Source organism: Streptomyces sp. NPDC007875, assembly GCF_042868035.1.
GTDB classification, from domain to species: domain Bacteria; phylum Actinomycetota; class Actinomycetes; order Streptomycetales; family Streptomycetaceae; genus Streptomyces; species Streptomyces antimycoticus.
This window is the reverse complement of the sequence record NZ_JBIADZ010000023.1, coordinates 31941-52778: the sequence shown is the minus strand read 5'-3', so window position 1 is coordinate 52778 and position 20838 is coordinate 31941. Positions and strand designations below refer to the sequence as shown.

The 20838-nt window shown below is 70.5% G+C and carries 16 protein-coding genes; all 16 read left to right on the top strand.

The features are described from left to right. Nucleotides 1–103: 103 nt before the first annotated feature. On the top strand, nucleotides 104–2554 hold the full coding sequence (locus ACFYOY_RS35690) for an ATP-binding protein (protein WP_388591638.1): 2451 nt from the start codon (nucleotides 104–106) through the stop codon (nucleotides 2552–2554). 340 nt (nucleotides 2555–2894) lie between these two features. Further along, a complete protein-coding gene (locus ACFYOY_RS35685; RefSeq protein WP_388591636.1) occupies nucleotides 2895–3728 on the top strand; it encodes a recombinase family protein in 834 nt (277 codons plus the stop codon). A gap of 786 nt (nucleotides 3729–4514) precedes the next feature. Beyond that, nucleotides 4515–4859 (top strand): hypothetical protein, encoded by a 345-nt coding sequence (locus ACFYOY_RS35680; RefSeq protein ID WP_364015341.1) that lies wholly within the window; start codon nucleotides 4515–4517, stop codon nucleotides 4857–4859. A 191-nt stretch (nucleotides 4860–5050) separates the two neighbouring features. Continuing rightward, the gene (locus ACFYOY_RS35675) at nucleotides 5051–5518 is read left to right on the top strand and encodes a hypothetical protein (protein WP_388591634.1); all 468 of its coding nucleotides are present in this window, start codon (nucleotides 5051–5053) and stop codon (nucleotides 5516–5518) included. Further along, on the top strand, nucleotides 5515–7689 hold the full coding sequence (locus ACFYOY_RS35670) for an ATP/GTP-binding protein (RefSeq protein ID WP_388591632.1): 2175 nt from the start codon (nucleotides 5515–5517) through the stop codon (nucleotides 7687–7689). The genes ACFYOY_RS35675 and ACFYOY_RS35670 overlap by 4 nt, the downstream gene beginning before the upstream one ends. A gap of 10 nt (nucleotides 7690–7699) precedes the next feature. After that, complete coding sequence (locus tag ACFYOY_RS35665; protein ID WP_388591630.1) at nucleotides 7700–8635, top strand: replication-relaxation family protein; 936 nt, start codon at nucleotides 7700–7702, stop codon at nucleotides 8633–8635. A gap of 30 nt (nucleotides 8636–8665) precedes the next feature. After that, nucleotides 8666–9031 carry a hypothetical protein gene (locus tag ACFYOY_RS35660; protein WP_364015330.1) on the top strand — a complete coding sequence of 122 codons (366 nt, stop codon included), beginning with the start codon at nucleotides 8666–8668 and terminating at the stop codon, nucleotides 9029–9031. 977 nt (nucleotides 9032–10008) lie between these two features. Next, entirely contained in the window at nucleotides 10009–11238 is a 1230-nt protein-coding gene (locus tag ACFYOY_RS35655; protein ID WP_388591628.1) for a hypothetical protein, read from the top strand. Between the two features lie 400 nt (nucleotides 11239–11638). Further along, entirely contained in the window at nucleotides 11639–12526 is an 888-nt protein-coding gene (locus tag ACFYOY_RS35650; RefSeq protein WP_388591627.1) for a hypothetical protein, read from the top strand. Between the two features lie 53 nt (nucleotides 12527–12579). Next, complete coding sequence (locus tag ACFYOY_RS35645; RefSeq protein WP_388591625.1) at nucleotides 12580–12861, top strand: hypothetical protein; 282 nt, start codon at nucleotides 12580–12582, stop codon at nucleotides 12859–12861. After that, entirely contained in the window at nucleotides 12858–13937 is a 1080-nt protein-coding gene (locus tag ACFYOY_RS35640) for a conjugal transfer protein (protein ID WP_388591623.1), read from the top strand. Before ACFYOY_RS35645 ends, ACFYOY_RS35640 begins: the two co-directional genes overlap by 4 nt. A gap of 10 nt (nucleotides 13938–13947) precedes the next feature. Continuing rightward, on the top strand, nucleotides 13948–14247 hold the full coding sequence (locus ACFYOY_RS35635) for a hypothetical protein (protein WP_388591621.1): 300 nt from the start codon (nucleotides 13948–13950) through the stop codon (nucleotides 14245–14247). Further along, nucleotides 14244–14906 (top strand): hypothetical protein, encoded by a 663-nt coding sequence (locus ACFYOY_RS35630; protein ID WP_388591619.1) that lies wholly within the window; start codon nucleotides 14244–14246, stop codon nucleotides 14904–14906. Before ACFYOY_RS35635 ends, ACFYOY_RS35630 begins: the two co-directional genes overlap by 4 nt. 2 nt (nucleotides 14907–14908) lie before the next feature. After that, nucleotides 14909–17443: an ATP-binding protein gene (locus ACFYOY_RS35625; protein ID WP_388591617.1), complete on the top strand. Its 2535-nt coding sequence runs from the start codon at nucleotides 14909–14911 to the stop codon at nucleotides 17441–17443. Further along, a complete protein-coding gene (locus ACFYOY_RS35620) occupies nucleotides 17440–19641 on the top strand; it encodes a hypothetical protein (protein ID WP_388591615.1) in 2202 nt (733 codons plus the stop codon). The genes ACFYOY_RS35625 and ACFYOY_RS35620 overlap by 4 nt, the downstream gene beginning before the upstream one ends. Next, complete coding sequence (locus ACFYOY_RS35615; RefSeq protein WP_388591613.1) at nucleotides 19638–20837, top strand: C40 family peptidase; 1200 nt, start codon at nucleotides 19638–19640, stop codon at nucleotides 20835–20837. The genes ACFYOY_RS35620 and ACFYOY_RS35615 overlap by 4 nt, the downstream gene beginning before the upstream one ends. Nucleotide 20838 lies beyond the last annotated feature (1 nt).

The window sequence follows — 20838 nt, the reverse complement described above, 5'->3', positions numbered from 1 at the left end:
TTCCGGCCCCGGTGCCACGGCGAACGACGGCCCCGCACCGCCCACCCCGGGGCCCGAAGCCGGCCCCCGGCGTACCCGCACCGCACAGTAGGGACTCCGACGGATGGAACTGCGCCGCAACACCAGCGTGCAGATCGGCGACGGCAACACCCAGCACATCACCTACCAGGCGCCGCCCCGGCCCGCGCCCGTTGCTCTGCACAGCACTCTGCCCCGGGACATCGCGGCCTTCACCGGTCGCGAGGGCGAGCTCCACCGCCTCCTGCGCGCGGCCGAGGCGGGGCGGGCCCCGGTGATCAGCATTCACACCGTCGACGGCATGCCCGGGGTCGGGAAGACCGCTCTGGTCACGCACGCCGCCCACCAGCTCGCGCAGCGCTATCCGGACGGGCATCGGTTCGTCGACCTCCATGCCCACACCGCCGGCCAGCCTCCCGCCGACCCTGCCGACGTCCTGGCCACGCTGCTGATCAGCATCGGCATCAGCCCGCAGAACCTGCCCGACACCCTGGAGGAGCGCGCGGCGATGTGGCGGGACCGGCTGGCCGGGCGCAGGATGCTGCTGATCCTGGACAACGCCGCCGGACCCGACCAGGTCGAACCCCTCCTGCCCGCCTCCCCACAGTGCCTGGTCCTGGTCACCAGCCGCCGACGACTGATCGCCCTAGACGGCGCCGAACCCCTCCCGCTGGACATCCTGCCGCCCGACCAGGCCGCCCGCCTCTTCACCCGCCTGGCCCGCCGCACCCCCACCGACACCGACACCGACCACAGCGCGGTCACCGAAACCGTACGGCTGTGCGGCCACCTGCCCCTGGCCATCACGCTGCTCGCCGCCCGCCTCGCCCACCACCCCACCTGGGACCTCATCACCTTCACCGACGAATTCGCCACCGCACAGGACCGCCTGGGCGAACTCGAAACCGGCAACCGTGCCGTGGCCGCCGCCTTCGACCTCTCCTACCAAGACCTCCCACCCCACCTCCAACACCTCTTCCGCCACCTCGGCCTCCACCCCGGCCCCGACATCGACCCCTACGCCACCGCCGCCCTCACCGACGTCCCCCTCGCCCAGGCCCGGCGCCACCTGGAAACCCTCTACACCGACCACCTCATCGAAGAACCCACCCCCCGCCGCTACCGCCTCCATGACCTCCTCCGCGAATACGCCCGCACCCTCGCCACCCACGACCCCACCGAAACCCGCACCCAAGCCACCCACCGCCTCCTCACCTACTACACCCACACCGCCCAAACCGCCGACCACCACCTCAACGACACCCCATACCCCCACACCCACCCCGCCACCGCGCCCCACGTGGCCCCCAACCTCACCACCCGCGAACAGGCACTGGCCTGGATGCGCACCGAACACCCCAATCTCACCGCCTGCGCCCACCACACCACCACCCACACCCAACCCACCCACCTCATCCCACTCGCCGACGCCATGGCCGCCTACCTCCACCAGCAAGGCCCCTGGGACCAAGCCATCACCCTCCACCAAACCGCCGCCGCCACCGCACACCACACCAACGACGCCCTAGGCGAAGCCGACGCCCTGCGGAACCTGGGCCGGGTGCGGTATCTGACGGGTGACTATGCGGGGGCGGGGGAGCTGGCCGGGCAGGCCCGAGAGCTGTACCGCACCCTCGGCCACCGCCACGGCGAAGCACACGTCCTGCGGGACACGGGCGTGGTGCGGTATCTGACGGGTGACTATGCGGGGGCGGGGGAGCTGGCCGGGCAGGCCCGAGAGCTGTACCGCACCCTCGGCGACCGCCTCGGCGAAGCAGGCGCCCTGCGGAACCTGGGCCAGATCCGGCGGGTGACGGGTGATTATGCGGGGGCGGGGGAGCTGGCCGGGCAGGCCCTAGAGCTGTACCGCACCCTCGGCGACCGCCTCGGCGAAGCAGGCGCCCTGCGGGACATGGGCGTGGTGCGGTGGCTGACGGGTGACTTTGCGGGGGCGGGGGAGCTGACGGGGCAGGCCCTAGAGCTGTACCGCACCCTCGGCCACCGCCTCGGCGAAGCAAACACCCTGACGGACCTGGGCTGGGTGCGGCAGCTGACGGGTGACTATGCGGGGGCGGGGGAGCTGGCCGGGCAGGCCCTGAAGCTGTACCGCACCCTCGGCAACCGCCACGGCGAAGCATGCGCTCTGCAGGACCTGGGCCGGGTACAGACCGAGTTGGGGGACTTTACCGCGGCGACCGATCTCCTATACCGGTCGCGGGTGTTGTTCGCGGAGGTCGGTGATGCGCAGGGGGAGGCAGAAGTACTGAACGGCACGGGCGCCCTGCTCGCCCGCTCTGGGGAACCACAGCGGGCGCTTGACACCTACCAGCAGGCTCTCCTCCTGGCACGTCAGGTCCACAGCCCCCTGGACGAGGCACACGCCCTCGAAGGGATCGCCCGCTGCCAGGCACACACTGACACACAGGCTGCGATCACCCGCCTCCGCGAGGCCGTGACCATCTACCAGCGCATCGGTGCCGCGGAGGTGCCTGCCGCCACCGACTACCTCACCCAGCTGGAAGCCGGACAAGCCTAGGCCCGCCATGCTGACCGAGTCCGCTGGGGGCAACAGCGACTCTCATAAATGACCAGATGCGAGAGTTCTGCGAGAACCCCCGGAGCGATCACGTCTCCCCAGGCCGTCATTCGCAGAAGTCCTCTCAAAACTCGCGCATTATGCGAGACAGTTCTGACACACTTCCCAGGTGAACCTGACGCCCGATGAAGTCGCAGACGCGGTAGAGCGCAACGAGTGTCCGAAGTGTGAGGTCCCGGCCGGGAGCCCGTGCCGCACTCGGAGCGGGCGATGCGCGACGAAGTACCACACCGCCCGCTTCATCCTCGTCCCCGCGCTCCGTGAGGAGCTGGAAGCCCTCGTGCCCGAGGACCGCGGCCCGGGGCGGCCGTGGAAGCCGGGCCCGCCCGTCGAGCAGGCCCCGGCGCCGCCGACCGCCAGGCCCATCCGGATCGGGTACGCGCGCTGCTCGACCGCGCAGCAGGAACTCGCCTCCCAGCTCGACGCGCTCGGCCGCGCCAACTGCAAGCGCGTCTTCTCCGAGAAGATCAGCACCCGTATCAAGACGCGGCCGGAGCTGGAGAAGGCGCTCAGGCTGGCGTACGACATCAAGGATGCCGCTCCCGACCAGGAGGTCATCCTCACCGTCCACGAGCTCAAGCGTCTGGCCCGTAACGCCGCCGAGCTGATGACGCTCTCCGGCCAGCTCCAGGACGCCGGCGTCCAGCTTGAACTCCTCACCGGCCCGCTCACCGGCATCTACGACCCCGACGGCATGGGCGCGATGTTCTTCGCCGTCCTGGCCGTCGCCGCCCAGCTCGACCGCAACTACATCCGGGAGAAGACCCTGGAAGGCCAGCAGGCGGCCGCCGCCAAGGGCAACCACGGCGGACGCCCGAAGGTCATCGATGACGACTCCCTCCTCTTCGCCCGCGCGCTCAAGGACCGCGGCGTCCCCGTACCCGAGATCGCGAAGAAGCTGACCATCAAGACCGGCAAGAACACGGGCAAGCACCCCTCGGTCGCCTCCCTGTACCGGGCCCTCGCCGAAGCCGAGAAGACCGACACACCAGCCGAACCAGAGATCATCACCCCGCGCCGACCGACCCGGGTCGACCTCAACGCCCCCGGCAGCGGCACCGACCCCGAACTGATGGAACGACTCGAACGGCAGGTCCTCGGCCCCCGAGACTGACGCCCTCAACGGTTCCCACTCGACCCGTCCCACCACAGCCGACGGCCTACCGCTAATTCCCGTTCCGATACTCCCCGAGGGCCGGGGCCCGCCAGGTTGACCTGGCGGGCGTGGGCCTACTGCTGCTTGGTGGAACCTGGCGGGGTGTGCCATCGGTAGCTCAGCGAGCGATCCAGGTGGCTCCTCCGATGGAGCCGATCAGCGTGCCGGCCACCATCAGGAACCGGTACGGGACTCGCTGCACCGTCAGGTGAAGGCCGCCGACGCGCAGTTCGAGGAATGGCGGTGGGGACGGCCGCGTCGGGATTGGCGGTTCTGGACTCGTCCTGGGCGTGCTGGTGTCGAGGTGGGGCACCGAGGTCTCCAGTCGTCGGGCCGCACAGTGCGTGCGTGCAGGGGTGGTTGGCGGCTCCGCCATGACGGGCGGAGTTCGTTGGACAGCACTCTGCGCGGATCAGCTGTTAGCCGCGCAAGCCGGGAGTCGGAGGGCATCTGCCCTTTGAGTGCCCGGGAGGTTGTCGCGGGACCGTCCCGGCGCGACCCACGGCTGGAGCCCAGCGGCCCCGTATCGCGGAGCCTTGGCCGCTGCTTTCTGGTGGGCCGCGCGTGGCCGGCGCGCACCGGGCGCTTACGACCACGCGGCATTAATCACAAAAAGGTAAAGGTCGACGGCTGGTGTCCCAAGTGGTCTGCCGTACGGGGCTTGGCCTGGGTGAGGCGACACAACGCCTCGTGACGGCAACCGCTCTGCCCCCGTTACAGGGCAGAGGACAGAAGGGGTACCAGGTGAAGACGAAGATCCGGTCTCGTGCTGCGGCGTTTGTGATCAGCAGCGCGCTCCTGCTGGGCGCTGGAGCGATCGCGGCATCGCCGGCGACCGCGGCGGGCAGCGACGGATGCACCAAGAACGACAAGAACCACTGGGTCACCGTTCGGGACCTGGGTTACCCGGGCATTCACACCGGCCCCGGGGCGAAGTACCGGAAGAAGGGGACGATCGACTTCGACGAGCACTTCCGCGTGTACTGCAGCACCACGAACGGTTACGGCAACCACTGGCTGTACGGCAAGAAGGAAGGCACGAACCTGAAGGGGTGGCTCTTCGCCGAGCGCACCGAGCCCGGTTACTGACCAAGCAGCACAGCCCGTGCGTCGGGGGCCGGTGTCCACGGACACCGGCCCCCGGCCGTTTTTTCAGAAATCGGTCGGCGTGTGTCCCAACAGGGCCTGTCGCGAGGGCTTGGTCTGAGTGAAGGGATTCGTCACTCGACAGGAGCCGCCGTGAACCGCCTCTCGCCCCAACTGATCGCTCAGGCACCGGTATGAGCCCCCACCTTCCCGGTGCGATCGCCGACATGGCGCAGTGGATCGCCTGGTCCGCCCCGTACCTCGTCGGTCTTCTCCTCCTCGCCGGCGCAGCCGCGCTATGGCTGGCCGCGCGGCGAGCGCAGCGCGTGCAAGAGGCGCTCGCCGACCGCATTCGCGTGGAGCTCATCCCCACCCGGACGTTCGACCCGGGGGAGGGAGAGGTGACCCGGTGGGCGCATCAGCTGGGCCGGGTACGGTTCGCGGCCTCGAGCACCCCCAGCCGCGGTGCCGCTGCCCGCATCCGCTACACCGCCACCGGCGGCGGCAAGATGCGCTGCTACCTCGAAGGTCCGGCCGAGGCCGCCGCGGTGCTGTCGATGCCCGGATTCGCCGAAGTGGACGTGCGGACAGACCGCGGCACGAAGTCCATCAAGCCGGTGCGCTTCCCTGATCCCGCCCAGCGAGAGGAGAAGGTGCGGTGAACCCACCCCTCGACCTGGCCAAGCCCGCCAGCCGTGACGGCAGCCGGCCGCGTTATGTAGAGCGGGCTGAGCTGGTGCTGGCCCTGCCGCACCACAAGCCGCTCGCGGCCCTGGGACTGAATCCGGATCCGCTGCAGCAGCTGGCGGCCGCGATGGCGACGGTCCGCAGTGAAGCGGGGGAGGAGGCTGACGTCGTCCTGGACCTCGTGCCGGTCAGCCCTCAGCAGATCGTTCGGCGGCGCCGTCAGCTGATAGCCGCCTCCCGCCGCCGCGGCCCGTCGGCGTACGGCGAAAAGCTGACCAGCGGCGTGGGCGGGGGAGTGGTGGAATCCCTCACCGCGGCCTGGAGCGGCGGGGCCACCTCAAGCCGCGGGACAGGCGGCCGGCCGCAGAAGCTGCCGCGGATGACCGATGTCCGCGACAGTGTCGGGAAGTTCGAGCCCGGGACCGCGGTATTCGCCGTGCAACTCCTCCTTCGTGTCGCCGCCGGACACCCTCAGGAAGCCCTGGCGCGCATGCACCAGCTCCTGGCCGTCTTCGCCATCACCAGCGGCCCCAACTACCTCAAACCCCGCCGGCCGCGCACCCGGCACGCCATAGCGGCGTTCGACCGCCGCTTCGCCAGCGGGGAATTCCATCCGCCACGCCGGCAGTGGCTGACGGTGCCTGAACTCGTCGGATTCCTCAAACCGCCCACCGCACGCTGTCACGCCTCCAGCGTCGTCCGGTCCGGCGGCCTGGTCCCGCCGGCCCCCGCGAACTTGCCCGTCTACACCGGCCAGGCCGACCTGGTGCCGCTCGGAGCCGTGACCTACCCGGACGGGCAGGAGCGGATCGGCGCGGCCCGGGTGAAGGATCTGCTGTTCGGGCTGCAGCTGGGCAAGAGCGGCCATGGCAAGACCGAAGCGGCGCTCGTCCAGGCGATCGCGATGGCTCACTGCGGGTACGGCGTCTGGTTTTTGGACCCGCACGGCGAAGCGTGGGCGCGTGCGAAGCCGTACCTGGCCCACCCGCACCTGTTCGACCGGGTGTGGGAGATCAACCTGGCCAAGTGCGAGCTCGAGCAGCGGGTGGTGTCCTGGAACCCGCTGTCGATGGAGGGCCGCACCGAGAGCGACGTCCAGGAAGTGGTGCGGTCGGTGACGGGAGGCATCGCGGCCGCTCAGGACTGGGGCGATCACGCGCCGCGGGCACGGACGATCCTGGCCCGCGCCGCCCAGGCGCTCGCCCTGCTGTCCCTGCGAGCGGTCCAGGACGGCCGCCCCGAGGTCCAGCCCACCCTCTTCCAGATCAGGACGTGGCTGACGGACGAGGACTGGCGGGAGGCCCTCCTTCCAGCGCTGCCCCAGCGGGTGCAGACGTACTGGCGGACCACCTTCCCCACCCTCTCCAAGGAAGCCGTCCCGACCGTCACCTACGTGATGGACCGACTGGACACCTCCCAGTCCCTGCAGGTGTTCTTCGGCTCCCCGCGGTCGAGCTACGACGTGCGCGCCGCGATGGACACCAGCCGCATCGTGTTCGTGTGTCCCTCCGGCTCGGAATCCGACGCCCTGGTCTCCTGCCTGCTCATCCACGACCTGCACCGGGCCTCGCTGTCCCGCCAGGACACCCCTCGTCCTGATCGCCGCACCTTCTGGGCGTGGGGGGATGAGCTCACCGCCGTGGACAGCAGCAGCAAGGGCTTCCTCGCGGCTCTGTGTGAGCAGGTCCGCAAGTACGAGATCAGGTTCACCGGCATGACCCAGATGGCCCTGCGGCTCAGCCCCGTCACCCGCCAGGCACTGCTGCAGAACCAGTCTCTGCTGTCCACGTGCACCGCCGACTACGACGAGGCCGCCTTCGTGGCCCGCCGATGGAACGGCCACATCACCCCGGAGACGATCATGGAGCTCCCCAAGTACAACTACGTGATGTCGATCAACCTCGACGGGACGCCCACCACCCCGTTCCGGGTGCGCGGCCTGCCGGTCGAGGAGATCTACGCCCACTACGAGCACCCGGATGGCATCCCGGAGCTCGACGCGGCGATCGACACCAATCTGCGGCGCCGTCCCGTCGGCGACATCCTCGCCGAACTCGAGGTCCTGGACGACGAGATCCTCGCTCACTTCACCGGCCGCCAACCGCCCCCGGCGTCCGCCGGCGGCCCGACCACCCGCATCGGCTGAGGAGCCTGACATGCCATACCCGACCGCAGCGCCACTGGGCGCCGGCCCACTGGGCCAGCAGGTCCTGAACGTGCTCTACCAGCACCGCCTGGTCGCAACCGACCAGGTGCACCGCATGCTCACCCCCCACCACACCCGCGCCGAATACCTGCGCCGCCAACTCCACCAGCTGCGCGAGCAGGGCCTGGTGAACTTGGTCGGCCGACGCTCCCACGGACAGGCCCCGCTGTTGTGGTGGCTGACCGACAAGGGAGCCGAAGCCGTCGAAGCGACCGGCCTGCTGCCACGCCGCCCGTACCGGATGAGCCCGGAAGCCGCCGCCGGCCCGCTGCAGGAACACACCCTGGCCACCGTCGAAACCGGCCTGGCGTGGGTGGAGTGGGCCCGCAAGCTGGGCCACGAATGCGGCCCCCTCGACTGGTCCCCGGAAATCGCCCACTACTACCGGGACGAGACCCGCCCCGGAGAAGACCTCTCCCTGGTCCCGGATGCCGTCCTCAACTACGTCCACACCGAAGGGGAGCAGCGCACCCTGATGACGTTCTTCATCGAGGTCGACCGCACCCAGATGACCATTGCCCGGCTGGCTCAGAAGGTCCACGCCTACGCCCGCTACCACCAGTACACACCCCCGGCCGCCCCCGCCCGCGGCGGCCGGCCCGCACGCCGTACCCAGACCGCGGCCTGGCGCAGCCGCTACCCGGTCTTCCCCCGCCTCCTCCTCATCCTCACCGGAGCCTCGCCCTCCCGGCTGGAGCGCCGCATCGCCGACCTGCGCAGCCTGGTTGCCGCCGACCCGGTCGTGGCCGCCACGGCCCTGCGCGCCAGTGTCACCACGCTCGACCAGCTGCGCGAGCAAGGCCCGTTCGCAGCCGTCTTCACGCCCGTCCTCGGTCCCGCCGACCCCACCGACGCCTGGCTGCGCCCGAGCGCGCACGTCGCCTGACCCCCACACCTCGTCTCGAAGGAGCCCATCGTGATCTGGCACCGCTTCACCAAGTCCGCCGCTTCCCAGCCCGCTCCGGCTGCCGATGCCCCGCACGCCTGCGCAGCGCTGGACGTGCCCCTGCCGTTCTCTCCGTTGATCACCGAGCTGCTCGCCATGCACGCCCACACCCGGCACCTGACCTGGCTCGCCCAGCGCGAGACATGCCGCGAGGAATTCCAGGCGGCCGCACGGTCCCTGGTGGGCGAGCTCCTCCGAGCCTGGGAGCACCAGACCGGTGGCCGCGGCTCGATAGACGACCTCCTCCAGGACCCACCCGAGGCCCGCCCGGCGGGATCCCACGCGCCTGGGCATTCCGAGGCATCCCGCCGCGGGCAAGCACGACGTGCAGCATGACCTGGATACGCCTGCCGCAGCCACGCAGGTTGCACAACGCGGAGAGGGGACAGCTCGTCAAGACCTGGCAGGCGACACGAAGGAGGGACGCGTCGGGACGTGTGACAGCTGATGCGTCCGGAGCACTAGGGTGGTCCCGCGCCGTCTTCTGTGTCCGCCCGGACACGAGCAGTCGGAGCTCGGACACGACAAAGGCCCCGAGCAGCTCAGGTCTGCCAACCTGTGCGAGCTACTGGGGCCGCCGTCGGTGCGAGCAAGCTTCGAGGAAAAGGTCTCGCACGGTGCGAGACCGAGGTCTTCAGGAACGAGGTCTCGCTGAATGCAGCGTACCCGCACAGGTCCTTCAGGACCCAACAACCACCACCAGGACGCACCCGTGTCCATCCCGGTCACCTGGTGGATGTCCGCATGTCATCCGGACTGCGGGCTCACGCCTTCCCCCTATGAGGGGAGCTGTATGACGTAGCCCACCAGAGGGGCAGCCCCTCCGCAGTGCCTTCTCCAAGGCCCGCGTCTGCTGCCCCGGCCACCGAGCCCGATCCCCATCGGGCCAGCTGGCCAACCTGCCACCGCCGTGTTCCAGGGGTGCAAGCCCTGGTCAGGCGAAGTGTCCGTCCCGAAGGCCGGACAGATTTTCGGTTCACCCGAACCTGAAGCACCCCTTACGGAGGCTTCGTTGTGCTCCCTTCCGGAGGTACGGAGCAACGGAGGTAATGATGCACGACCTTTCGGCGTGCCGCCATATCGACCCAGCGGCATGTCCTGATCTGTCCGAGACCCGAGACGTCTCGAACACATCTCGTCATGCCTTCGTTCTCCTGCGTAACGCCGCTGACCACGAGCTCGCAGCCACCACCTCCCGTCAGCTGCGCCACCCCGACCATTTCCTCGCCGCGGCCCGGCACATGGTCGAATCCGGATATCACCCGAAAGCCGGACAGACGACACTGCGCCTGGCCGCGGTCTTCGCGGCCCGGATGAGACGCAGCAGCCGCGGCCACTTCCCCCTCAGCGCGGAGGCGACCGCCCGCGAACTCGGGCTCAAGAAGCGGGCGGTGATGTACCACGCCCGGTACCTGCGTGAGCTCGGCCTGATCGCCTACGTGGAACATGGCTCCAAGACCAACGCGCTGCGCACCCGCCGGGGGAACGCCTGGCAGCCCGCAGACGGATACCGCGGCACCGCCACCTTGTTCGCCGCCGTCGCCCCACGTGTCTGGGATGACGCGCAGGGGCGCCGTATCGCCGGGACCGGATACACCGCGCGGATCATCGGAGTCACCGAGGCCGGACGCATCCGAGCCGTTGAAGAAGTCCGCCGGAAAGCGGCCCGGCGCCAGCCCCGGCCCCGGCATGCGTCGTGCACCCCTTCTGTTGTGGTCCCTCAGGACCACCGTCAGGTGAAGGTAGTGGGGGGTAAGAAGAACACCTCGCGCCAGCGCGCGACGTGCCCGAAGACCTCCCACCCCACCACGACAAGCAGAATCCCGGTCTCACCGACCGAATGCGCCCGGGGGATCGCCCTGACCGAACGGCTCCAGGGGGAGGTGTGGTGGCTCCGGCGTGGGTGTCCCCGCCGTCTGGCCTACGCACTGCGGCCGCTGATCGCCGCTGGGTGGACCTGGCAGGGTCTCGCCGCCGAGTTGCTCACCTGGGGAGTGCCCGGCTACCTGCGGGACCCGGCCGCCTACGTACGGCACGAGCTCGCCCGCCGCCAGCGACTCGGGAAACTGGCCGGCGCCGCCACACCGGACGTACCGGTTGACGACGACGGCACGCGGCATGCGGCCATGCTCCGCGGCCGAGAAGAACGCAACGCCCCGATCTGGCAGCGCTACGCCCAGCAGCTCCGTCCAACGCTGCGCCAACAGCTCGCCGCCGTCCGGCAACGCATCCCTCACGAGCGGAGCACGCCGGTGGAATACCGGCCGTGGATGCGGGAGAGCGAGGAGGACTTCGCCCGCTTCCTGCCGATGCAGTCCTGGAACGAGGACATCTCCCCGCTCGAGGTCTACCGCGCCCGTGCCTTCGGCACTCCTCTGCCTGCTCGCCGCATCGCCCCCGAGGCTGACCGGGGATGGCTCGAGCACTTGCGTAACCAGCGCGACGCCGCACACGCGTTCGGCGTACTGCGCGCCGAACTCGAGGAGTGGGAAACGCTCGGCCACGGGGGAGCGCAGCTGACCAATCGGCCATCCAGCAGGTAGCGGGCAACCCCATGGCCGATGGCCGATGCGCGGTGTCGGCCATCGGCCATGACCGATCGGCCACATCCCGCTGATGGATACCCGTGGCCGATGCTGCCGTCGCGCCCATGGCCGACGCATCCGTCCCTCCTCTGCGGCAGCCCCCTTCTGCGCGGTGATGCGATGCGCAAGCACCTGGCACGGCGAACTCGACACCGCGCCCCGGCGATCCGACCCCCCTCCTGGGAGCGTCCGGCCAGAGTCCCGGCCCTGCGCCCAGGGAGGTTGCCCAAGCACCTGCCGAAGGGCCCACTTCGCACTGGGCAACCAGTTGACCTGGTGTTTCGCGGTTCCGGTCAAGCCTTTGGGCAACTGCCGGCAGGGAGCGTTCACGGCACGAGATCGAAGAGGGAGTTGTGCCGTGGCAGACCAGAAGCGACCCGCAACAGGAGGGGCGTTCGCCCACCTGGACACCGAATGGGTGGCCGTGTGCGCGGATCCGCAGATCGGTGCGGCCGTACGCGACTGGATGGTGGCCGATGGCCTGGTGGCCGACGCCCAGACTCCGGTCTTCGGCCCGGAGGAGGTCCTGGCCGTGCTTCGGCAACGGCGCGGCCAAGCGGCCGACAGCATGGCCGACGCGGTACTCCGCACGCTTCTGGTGCGGGCGGCCGGCACCGGGCCATCGGCCACATGGGCAGCCCGGATCGTCGTCCAGGCGATGCTGCCCGCCGCGGTGCGCATCGCCCTCAGCCAGGCCCGCCCAAGCAGTGGCCGATCCTTCCCGGACGTCGCGCACCTCACCGTCAGCGTCCTGTTCGAGGTGGCCCGCTCCGGCCGCATCCACACCCGTCCTGGCCGGCCCGCGGCGAACCTCGCCCTGGACACCCTCAAGCGCACCTGCCGGGAGCTGGCCCGCGAACGAGAAGCCGACGCCGAAGAACTCGATGCCGCGATCGCCGACGAGCTTGCCGAGCCGCAGCCGGGCCCCAGCCGCCACGCGGAGGCCGCAGGACTTCTCGATGCCGCGGCCAGCCATGGACTTGAGCCTGCACAGTCGGTGGCCGCCCCGATCGAGGCGAGTGCCGCCCGCCTGGAGCTCCTCGAGCTCCTCCTGGCCGCCCTGCGCCAGGGAACACTCACCGGCCCGGACGCCCAAGCCATCAGCTGGCACCACCGAGAGATCCCCGTCCCCGACGCGGTAGCGGCCCGCGCGGCCGGCACCACCGCAGGGGCCTGGCGTCGACGCCGCGCCCGCGCCGTACAGCGCCTCATCCCGGCGGCCGCCGAACTGGCGACGGCCGCATGAGCCGCAGCCGCCGCACCACCGGTACCCGCACACCTCATTCCCAGGGAGCGCACATGACAGACGAAAGGACCGGCCCGTCGGCCGGGCGGCTGGACGACGACGAACAGCGCGTGACCCGCGCCTGGCACCTGCTGGTCGGACTCGGCGCCGCGCTCGTGCACCGCCCTTTCAACCCCGAGACCTACCAAGCGCTGCGCGACTACCTCGACCGGGACGCGGACCAGGTCCTCGCTTCCCTCACGGTCCTGCTGGAACGGCCTGAGAACCAGCTGCGTGAGCGCATCGCGGAACTGACCCGGCCCGTTTCGGCCGCCGAGAACGGAGGACGGTCATGAAGTTCTGGAAGTCCAGGGGGCGGCAGTCGTCCGAGGCGGCCGTCGAGAACGTGATGGAGGAGTGGGAGCAGCGCGGGCCGCAGGCCGGCGGTTGGGATCTGTCGCCCGGAGCGCGGGCGAACGCGACGGTTGTGGCGCGCTGGTTCGCGTGGGCGGTGATCTGCGCTGGTCCCATCCTGGGGCTGCTGGCCTGGATGTCGGCCGCGGCCGCCGTGGACGCCGTCCCGCAGGCGCAGCCGCGAGTGCAGCACGCTGAGGCAGACGGGACGGGACCCTCCGGGTTCGCTGAGCTGTTCGTCAGCGCATTCGTCGCGGCCGGGGAGGGCGACCAGGACCAGCTCGCCGCCTACTACCCCTCGGCCGGGCAGCTGCAGCTGGACGGGAAGCCGGGGCGGCAGACCACGACCCAGACGACCGCTGTCCGCGTGCGGCAGACCGCACCAGGCGCGTGGTCCGTCATCGTCGCCGCCCGCCTCGAGCCGACCAGCCAGCCGAAGGACACAGGGGATAAGGACGCAGCCGAGGCCGAGGCGCAGTCTGGTGCTCTGCGGTACTTCCAGGTGCCCGTACTCGTCTCCGAGGGATCCGTCAGCTCCGGCGCTGAGGGCTACGTGGCGGCCACCCTGCCGGCCGAAGTGGCCGCTCCTGGCGGCCAGTCCCACCAGCCGCAACTCGGCTACGGGCCCGAGCGTGCGGCCGTGCCCGGGGACACGCGCGCCCAGACGGCCCAGGAGTTCCTCGGCGCGTACCTGACCGGATCCGGGGAGCTGGACCGCTACCTCGCCCCCGGTCTCCACATGGAACCGGTCAGTCCTGCGCCGTACCGCAAGGTCTCGGTCGAGTCCCTGGCCGTCGCGGGTGAGGAGAGCGCTGACAGCCCGGCCACCGGTGTGCCGGCGGACGGTACGCGGCAGCGGCTGCTGGTGCAGATCCGCGCCACCGGTACCGACCGGGTGGGTGTCCCGCTGTCCTACGCCCTGACCCTCACCGCTCGCGCCGGGCGCTGGGAGATCGCGGCCCTGGACGCCACCCCCGCCACAGCCCACCACACCCCGCCCACCGCACCGGCCACATGACCGTCCAGATATGGAGAAGACCACGATGAACCAGCTCGCTGTGATCGGAAACATCGAAACCGCTCGGATGCTGAGCGCCGACCTGCAGAACCTCTTCCTCTACGGGGTCATCCCTTTGATGTGCCTCATCTTCGTGGTCGTGGTCGGGTTCAAGACCCGCGCGGCCGGGCCGACCATCCTCTCGGTCATCCTGGCGGCCATGGTCTGGTGGGGCGCCGCCAACATGGACCTGCTCAGCGACAAGACCGGTGAGGACGTCACCCAGTACGACAACGGCGTCAAGCCCGCCGGCACCGGACAGGCGCCGTGAGCGGGGCCGAGCTGGCCGGCCCGGACCCGGATGACCGTCTGATCGGCCACTGCTACACCAAGGCCCGCCGCCTGCCGGTTGTGGTCGGGAAGATCCCCGGCGGCAACGCCCGGCTGCCCGGCGGCCCCTACACCAAGACCCAGCTGACCACCCTGGTCGCACTGGCCATCCCGCTGATCGCCACCCGCAGCCTGTGGGGCACGCGCAGCGTGCTGGACCTGCTGATCGTCATCGTCATCCCGTACGCGGGGGCGTGGACGCTGCGGTTCGTCCGGCTGGACGGCCGGAACCCGGCAGCCGTCATGGTGAGCATCACCATGCTGGCGACCGCGCCCCGCCACGGCCGGCTGCGGGGACGCCCCTGGCGCGCCGCCTTCGCCCACCGCGCCCGTGCCGCCTGCACCTTGCCACTCACAGGCCGACCCGCGCAGGACGCGGCCGACAACCAGCAGGCCACCGTCGCGGACCGGGAGCGACCGGAGACGGCCGGCCAGACCGAGCCACCACACCTTGACCAGCCCGCCCCGCCCCGTCCAACGGCCCCGGCACGTACCGAGACGCCGGTGACGGCAGGCGGTGGCGGGATGCGGTCCGGCGTGCAGCAGCTGCTCGCGCAGCGCCGCACTGGGCCCGAGCACGAATCAACGAAGGGGCACTGACCATGCGGCTGCCTGTCCGGCACGTGGCCGGGAACATCATCTGGACCACACACGGCACCTGCTGGGCCGTGTGGCGGGCGTCCTCGGCGAACTACAGCCACGCGACGGCAGCGGCCAAGCGACGCAGGCTCAAGGCGGTCGAATCACTGGTCAAAAGCCTCCAGGGCGAGCCGATGCTGCTCAGCCTGTGCCCCCAAGTTGATCCGGCCCAGGTCGTGCGCGACATGACCGCCGGCATCGACCTCGAGGCGTCCGACCGGTATGTCGACCTCGCCCACACGGTGCTGGACCAGCTGGAGACGATGGAGCTGACCGGCCGCACCGACTGGCTGGCCATCCCCCTGCCCTCCGAAAGCCGCCGGGAGGCCCTCACCCAGGTCCTGTCCGCCGCCCGGGCCGAGCTGGCCGGGCAACTCGGCCTGATGCCCGCACCCGTCTCTGCGGCCGAAGAACAGCAGCGCACTGAGCAGGCCGCGCGGATTCAGGCCCAGTGGCCGGCCGCCGTTCCGATGCGGCCGGCCACCGAATCGGAGATCCTGTGGATCTACGGCCACAGTGTCCGCCGGGGCCTGGCCGAGCCGCTGCTGCCCGCCCTGGACGATCAGGCGCACCGGGTCCGGGGACGGGGCCGGACCACCGCGGCCCTCAGCGAAGCCCTGCTGGCCGAAGGCGGAACCGACTTCGGCTCCCGGCGCGGCCGGCCGGCGGGCAATCCCTTCCACCGCCGCTTCCTGCAGGTGGCCACCGAATGGGGAGACAGCCACCAGGCGCTGCTCGCCCTGGCCGAGATGCCCGAGGAATTCGCCTTCCCCGGCAGCGAGTACCTCCAGGCACTCGACCAATTCCCCTTCCCGATCGACTGGGTTGCCCGCCTCCACATCACCCCCGGGCACAAGGCCGAAGCCAAATCGCGGCGCCGGGCACGGGAGCTGGCTCACCAGGAAGCCGAATACGACGGCGATGCCGCCGGCGCGCCGGACCATGTCCGCACCGGCATCGGCAAGCTCGCTCACTTCCGCTCGAGGGTGACCTCCTCCGCGCGTGAGGTGGAGGTCGGCGCCATGGTGGCGCTGTGCGTGTGGGGCAAGGACGCGGCCGAGGCGCAGGACCGGGCCACGGCCATCGCCACCCACTTCGGCCCGAGCGACTACACCTTCGCCCGGCCGCTGGGCGAGCAGGAAGCCCTCTTCTACGGGATGCTGCCCGGCTGCCGGACCCCGCGGGTGATGACCGCCTACCGGCAGATCCTGCTCGCCTCCGATTTCGCCATGGCGATGCCGCTGGCCGGCGCCGAGCTCGGCGACGACACCGGCGCCCTGTACGGACTGCAGACAGCCAGCGGCGGTGTCCGGCCCGTACTGGTCGACTTCTCCCGCGGCCCGCGCGAGAACGCGTCCGCCTCGGCCGCGTTCATCGGCGAACTCGGCGCTGGAAAGTCGGTCGGCATGAAGGCGGCCGTCTACAGCGTGCTCGCCCGCGGCCGCCGCACCGGCCAGCCCAACTCCCGGGGCCGAGCCGTCATCGTCGACCGCACCCGGAACCAGGAGTGGCTGCGCTTCGCCGACGCCTGCCCCGGCACGACCCAGACCATCACCGTCGACCAGGACGCGCAGATCTCTCTCGACCCGCTGCGCCTGTTCGCCCCGCAGGAAGCCGCCCGGTTCACCGAGTCGTTCCTGACACTGCTGCTCGGCGTGCGCCCGATGGATCTGGAGGGGGTGGCCCTGTCCGAGGCCATCGACGCCGTCCTGGCCCGGCCGGCCCCCTCTATGCGCGCCCTCACGAAGGAGCTCGAGGCCCGCGGGGCCGGCGACCCGGCTGCGCAGGGCCTGGCCCGCAAGCTCAGGGCTGTCGCCCGCAAGGACCTGTCGCGGGTGGTCTTCGACGATGCCCTGCCGGTGGCGGCCGCGGACGCCGACAGCGTCGTCTTCAGCGTGCACGCCCTTCAGCTCCCCAAGCGCGCTGAACTGGGCAGCGATTTTCGCCTGGAGCGCATGGAGTTCGAGAAGGTCATGGGCCGCGCCCTGATGTACCTGATCGCCGCGCTGTGCCGGCAGATCGCGGTCGCCTCACCGAGCGAGTTCGCCGTCTGCGTGTGGGACGAGTGCTGGTGGCTCACCTCCTCCAGCGAGGGCCTGGAGCTGCTCCTGGAGCTGGTCCGCGACGGCCGCAAGCACAACGCCGCGGCCTTCGTCGGCTCCCACGACTCCGATGATGTCGGCCCCTCCGAGACCGAGCGCGGCGCGATCGTCCGCGGCCTGATCCCCCACCGGTTCCTGTTCCGCCAGACCACCAGCCACCTCGCCCGGCGCGGCCTGGACTTCCTTGACCTCGACGGCGAGGACAAGGACCTCCTGGAGCTGGTGACCACCGGCCTGTCCCCCCTCGACCTCCCGGAGGCCGAGCGGGAGGCCCGGCTGGGGGAGTGCCTGTACCGGGACCTGCTGGGCCGGGTCGGCACCATGAAGATCCTCATCCCCGCCGATCCGGAAGCCGCTGACGCCATCCACACCACGCCCACCGGGGAGCCGGCATGAGCTGGATCCGGCTGCTGCGGCGTCTGGGACGGCGCCAGTGGAGCGGCGCGCTGCTCCTGGGGGCCCTGGTTGCGACCACGGTGGTGCTGCTGACGTCCACCCAGGCGCTCGCAGCCCCCACCGCCCCCACCCCCTCCCCGGCCGCCACCGCACCGGCCACCCCCTCGGATGCGGCGACCTCCAGGCCCGACGGGTCCCTCACCGAGGAGGAGAAGAAGAAGGAGGCCGACCGGCTCCGAAGGAAGTTCGAGAAGTTCTGGGACGAGCAGCACGACGTCATCGGCGAGTCCATGCAGAAGGAGCTGCTGCGCCAGGAGCAAAAGCGCGTCCGCAAGCTCCTGGAGGACGAAGGCGGCGTCCTCGGGGTTTTCAACACCACCGACAAGTACGGCATCCCCGTGAGCACCTACAGCGTCGATGGGGACACCGGCAGCTGGTACCAGTGGGATCTGGGCGTGTGGAACCTCCTCACCTCCCTGTGCTTCATGTTCATCAAATGGCTGATCGCCTTCTCCTGCTGGGTGGTCGCCTGGGCACTGTCCTTCGGCCTCGCCAAGATCCTGCTGAAACCGGTCCTGGCGGTCGCGGAGTCCCTCCACACCCGGGTCATCATGGAGCTCGGCCTGCCCACGCTCTTCCTGAGCGTCTGCGCCCTCATCTGCGCGTGGAACATCTTCTTCGGTGACCGTGCCCGCGGCTGGGGCGACGCCGCCCTGTCCATCCTGCTCGCCGCCCTGACCGCCACCGCGGTCATCACCCCGCCCCAGCAGCTGATGGGCGGACAGGATCAGGGCGCGCTCGGCGCGGTGCGGCAGTTCTCCCTCGAAGTGACCGCGATCATCCTCGACAGCACCCATCCGCCGGGTGAGCAGCAAGACGACAACACGCCTGTCACCGCCGCCGGTCTCGCCCGCCCGGTGACCGACGCCCTCACCGACGCGTTCATCGCCAAGCCCGCCCAGCTGATCAAATACGGCAGGACGTTCAGCGACGACTGCAACGAGCGCTACGCCGAAGCACTCCTGGACCAGCTCGCCTGGGAACGAAAGTTTGACCAGCGCCTGAGCGGCGCCAAGGACGTCATCCGCGGCGCCAGCAAGGCCGCCGTGCTCGGCCCGCTGGGCAGCACCGCCGACTCCCTGGGCATCGACATCCCCGGCGCGGACATCCCTGGTGACGTCCTGTCCAAGGTCACCGAGCTCTCGGCCGAGTGGACCGCCAACCACTACGGCGACAAGCCCATGAAGGCATTCGAAGCCGAGTGCGTGCCCGACGCCGGATCCGCGATGAAGGCGTCCGGTGACAAGCTCGCCGGCGCCTTCTTCGTCCTCGTCGCCGCGATCATCGTCTTCCTGCTCGTCGTCGGCATCGCGGGCAGCTTCCTCGTCGCCCAGTACCGCATCGCCTACGACGCCATCCGCGGTGAAGCCGCACTCGTCGCCGGAACCATCCCCGGGGCCGGCCGCACCTACCTATGGGGCTGGTGCGGATCGGTCAGCCGCTCGCTGCTCCAGCTCTTCGGCACCGTGAGCATGCTCGGCATCTTCATCGTGCTGGTCGACGCTCTCCTTGACGCGCCGTCCGAGGAGTACGGAAGCGGCGGACTGACCGTCCGCTTCCTCGTCGTCGATGTCGTCTGCATCGGCGCCTACCGCAAACGCAAGGACATCGCTCGCAAATCCCGCGACGTCGGCAACAACATCCGCAACCGGCTCAGCAACGCGCGGGTCGGAGGCACCGGCCACAGCCTCCTCGCCTCTCCATCCGCTCCCGACCACACCATGAACGCCCGCGACACCACCAACGCCATCATCCGCACCTCCATGGCCAGCAGCGCCCTCGCCCGAGGCAACATCCGCGGGGCCGCCAGCAGTGCTCTGCGCCGGGACGGTGCCAGCGCTCTCGCCACCCGCCTGAACCGCAAGCCCGCCAAACGCCGCCCCACCCGCCCCGCATCCCGGCCTGCCAACAGGCGCCCCGCGACCGGCCCCCCGGGGAACTGGCCAACGGCGGCCCCGCCCCGACCCACACACCCGCCCCGCCCCGGCCATCCACCGCGTCCCACGCACCCGCCACGCCGCCCGCGGCCCACCCCGCGCGTGCCCCTCCAACCGCCCGGCTCCTCCCGCCAAGCTCAGCTGCGGGCCCGCATCGACCGCCGCACCAACCCGCCCCGGCCACCGCGGGGGCCCAGATGAACCGCCGCCGGGCCCTGTTCACCGCAGGGCTCGGCATGCCCCTCATCTTCATCGTCCTGGTGATCGTGCTCGCGACCGCGGCGGTCGCTGCTCTGGGACGAGACCAGCAGGCCCGGCTGAACAGCCAGACGGCCCAGAAGACCGCATGCTCCCGAAACGACACGGACACCACCGTGGACACCGCGGCGGTCACCGAACAGGTCCAGGCCGTCCTCAGCGGCGGCCGCGCCAAGGCATCCACGTCGGCCAAGGGCCTGGACCGCCCCCAGGAGCAGATCCCCAACGCGAAGATCATCCAGGAAGAAGGCGACGCGATGCGCGTCCCACCGCGAGGACAGGTGATCGCGATCGCGACCGCGCTCCAGGAATCCCGGCTCCGCAACCTTGGCCACGGCGACCGCGACAGCATCGGCCTGTTCCAGCAGCGCCCCAGCTGGGGCACGCGAGAGCAGCGCCAAGACCCCCGCTACGCCTCGCGGAAGTTCTACTCGAGGCTCCTGAAGGTCGACAGGTGGCAGCAGCTGCCGCTCACCGAAGCAGCCCAGAAGGTGCAGAGGTCCGGATTCCCCGACGCCTACGCCCAGTGGGAGCCCCTGGCCACCGCCCTGCAGCACGCTCTCACCAACACCCCGGCGGGAGAGGGAAACGGCCAGCAGACCACCGACGCGGCCGCGCTCGTCGCCCTGTTCGGGAAGAAGCCGTGCAGCCGGACCGACACATCCCAGGACGAGGGCGACGGCGGTGAGTTCGGGAAGATCCCGGCCGGTTCCCGTCCCGACGGCTACCAGATCCCGGCCGACGCACCCCCGCAGGTCCGCACCGCCCTGCGGTGGGCGCTCGACCAGCTCGGCACGCCGTACCAGTGGGGCGGTACCTGCACCAACCCCCACGGCAAGAATCCGACCGAGCGGTGCGACTGTTCATCGCTGATGCAGCGGGCCTACGGCGTCGCCGGCGTCAGGCTCACCCGCACCACCTACACCCAGGTCAACGAAGGCCGCTCCGTCAGCGTCAACGCGCTCCAACCCGGCGACCTGCTCTTCACCCACGACGGGCCGAAAGGCCCCGAGCACGTCGGCATGTACATGGGGGAGGGTTTGATCGTCCACGCTCCCCAGACGGGCGACGTCGTACGCGTGACAAAGCTCGCTTCCTGGAAGGGCGACATTGTCGCTGCCCGCCGAATCATCAACTGAC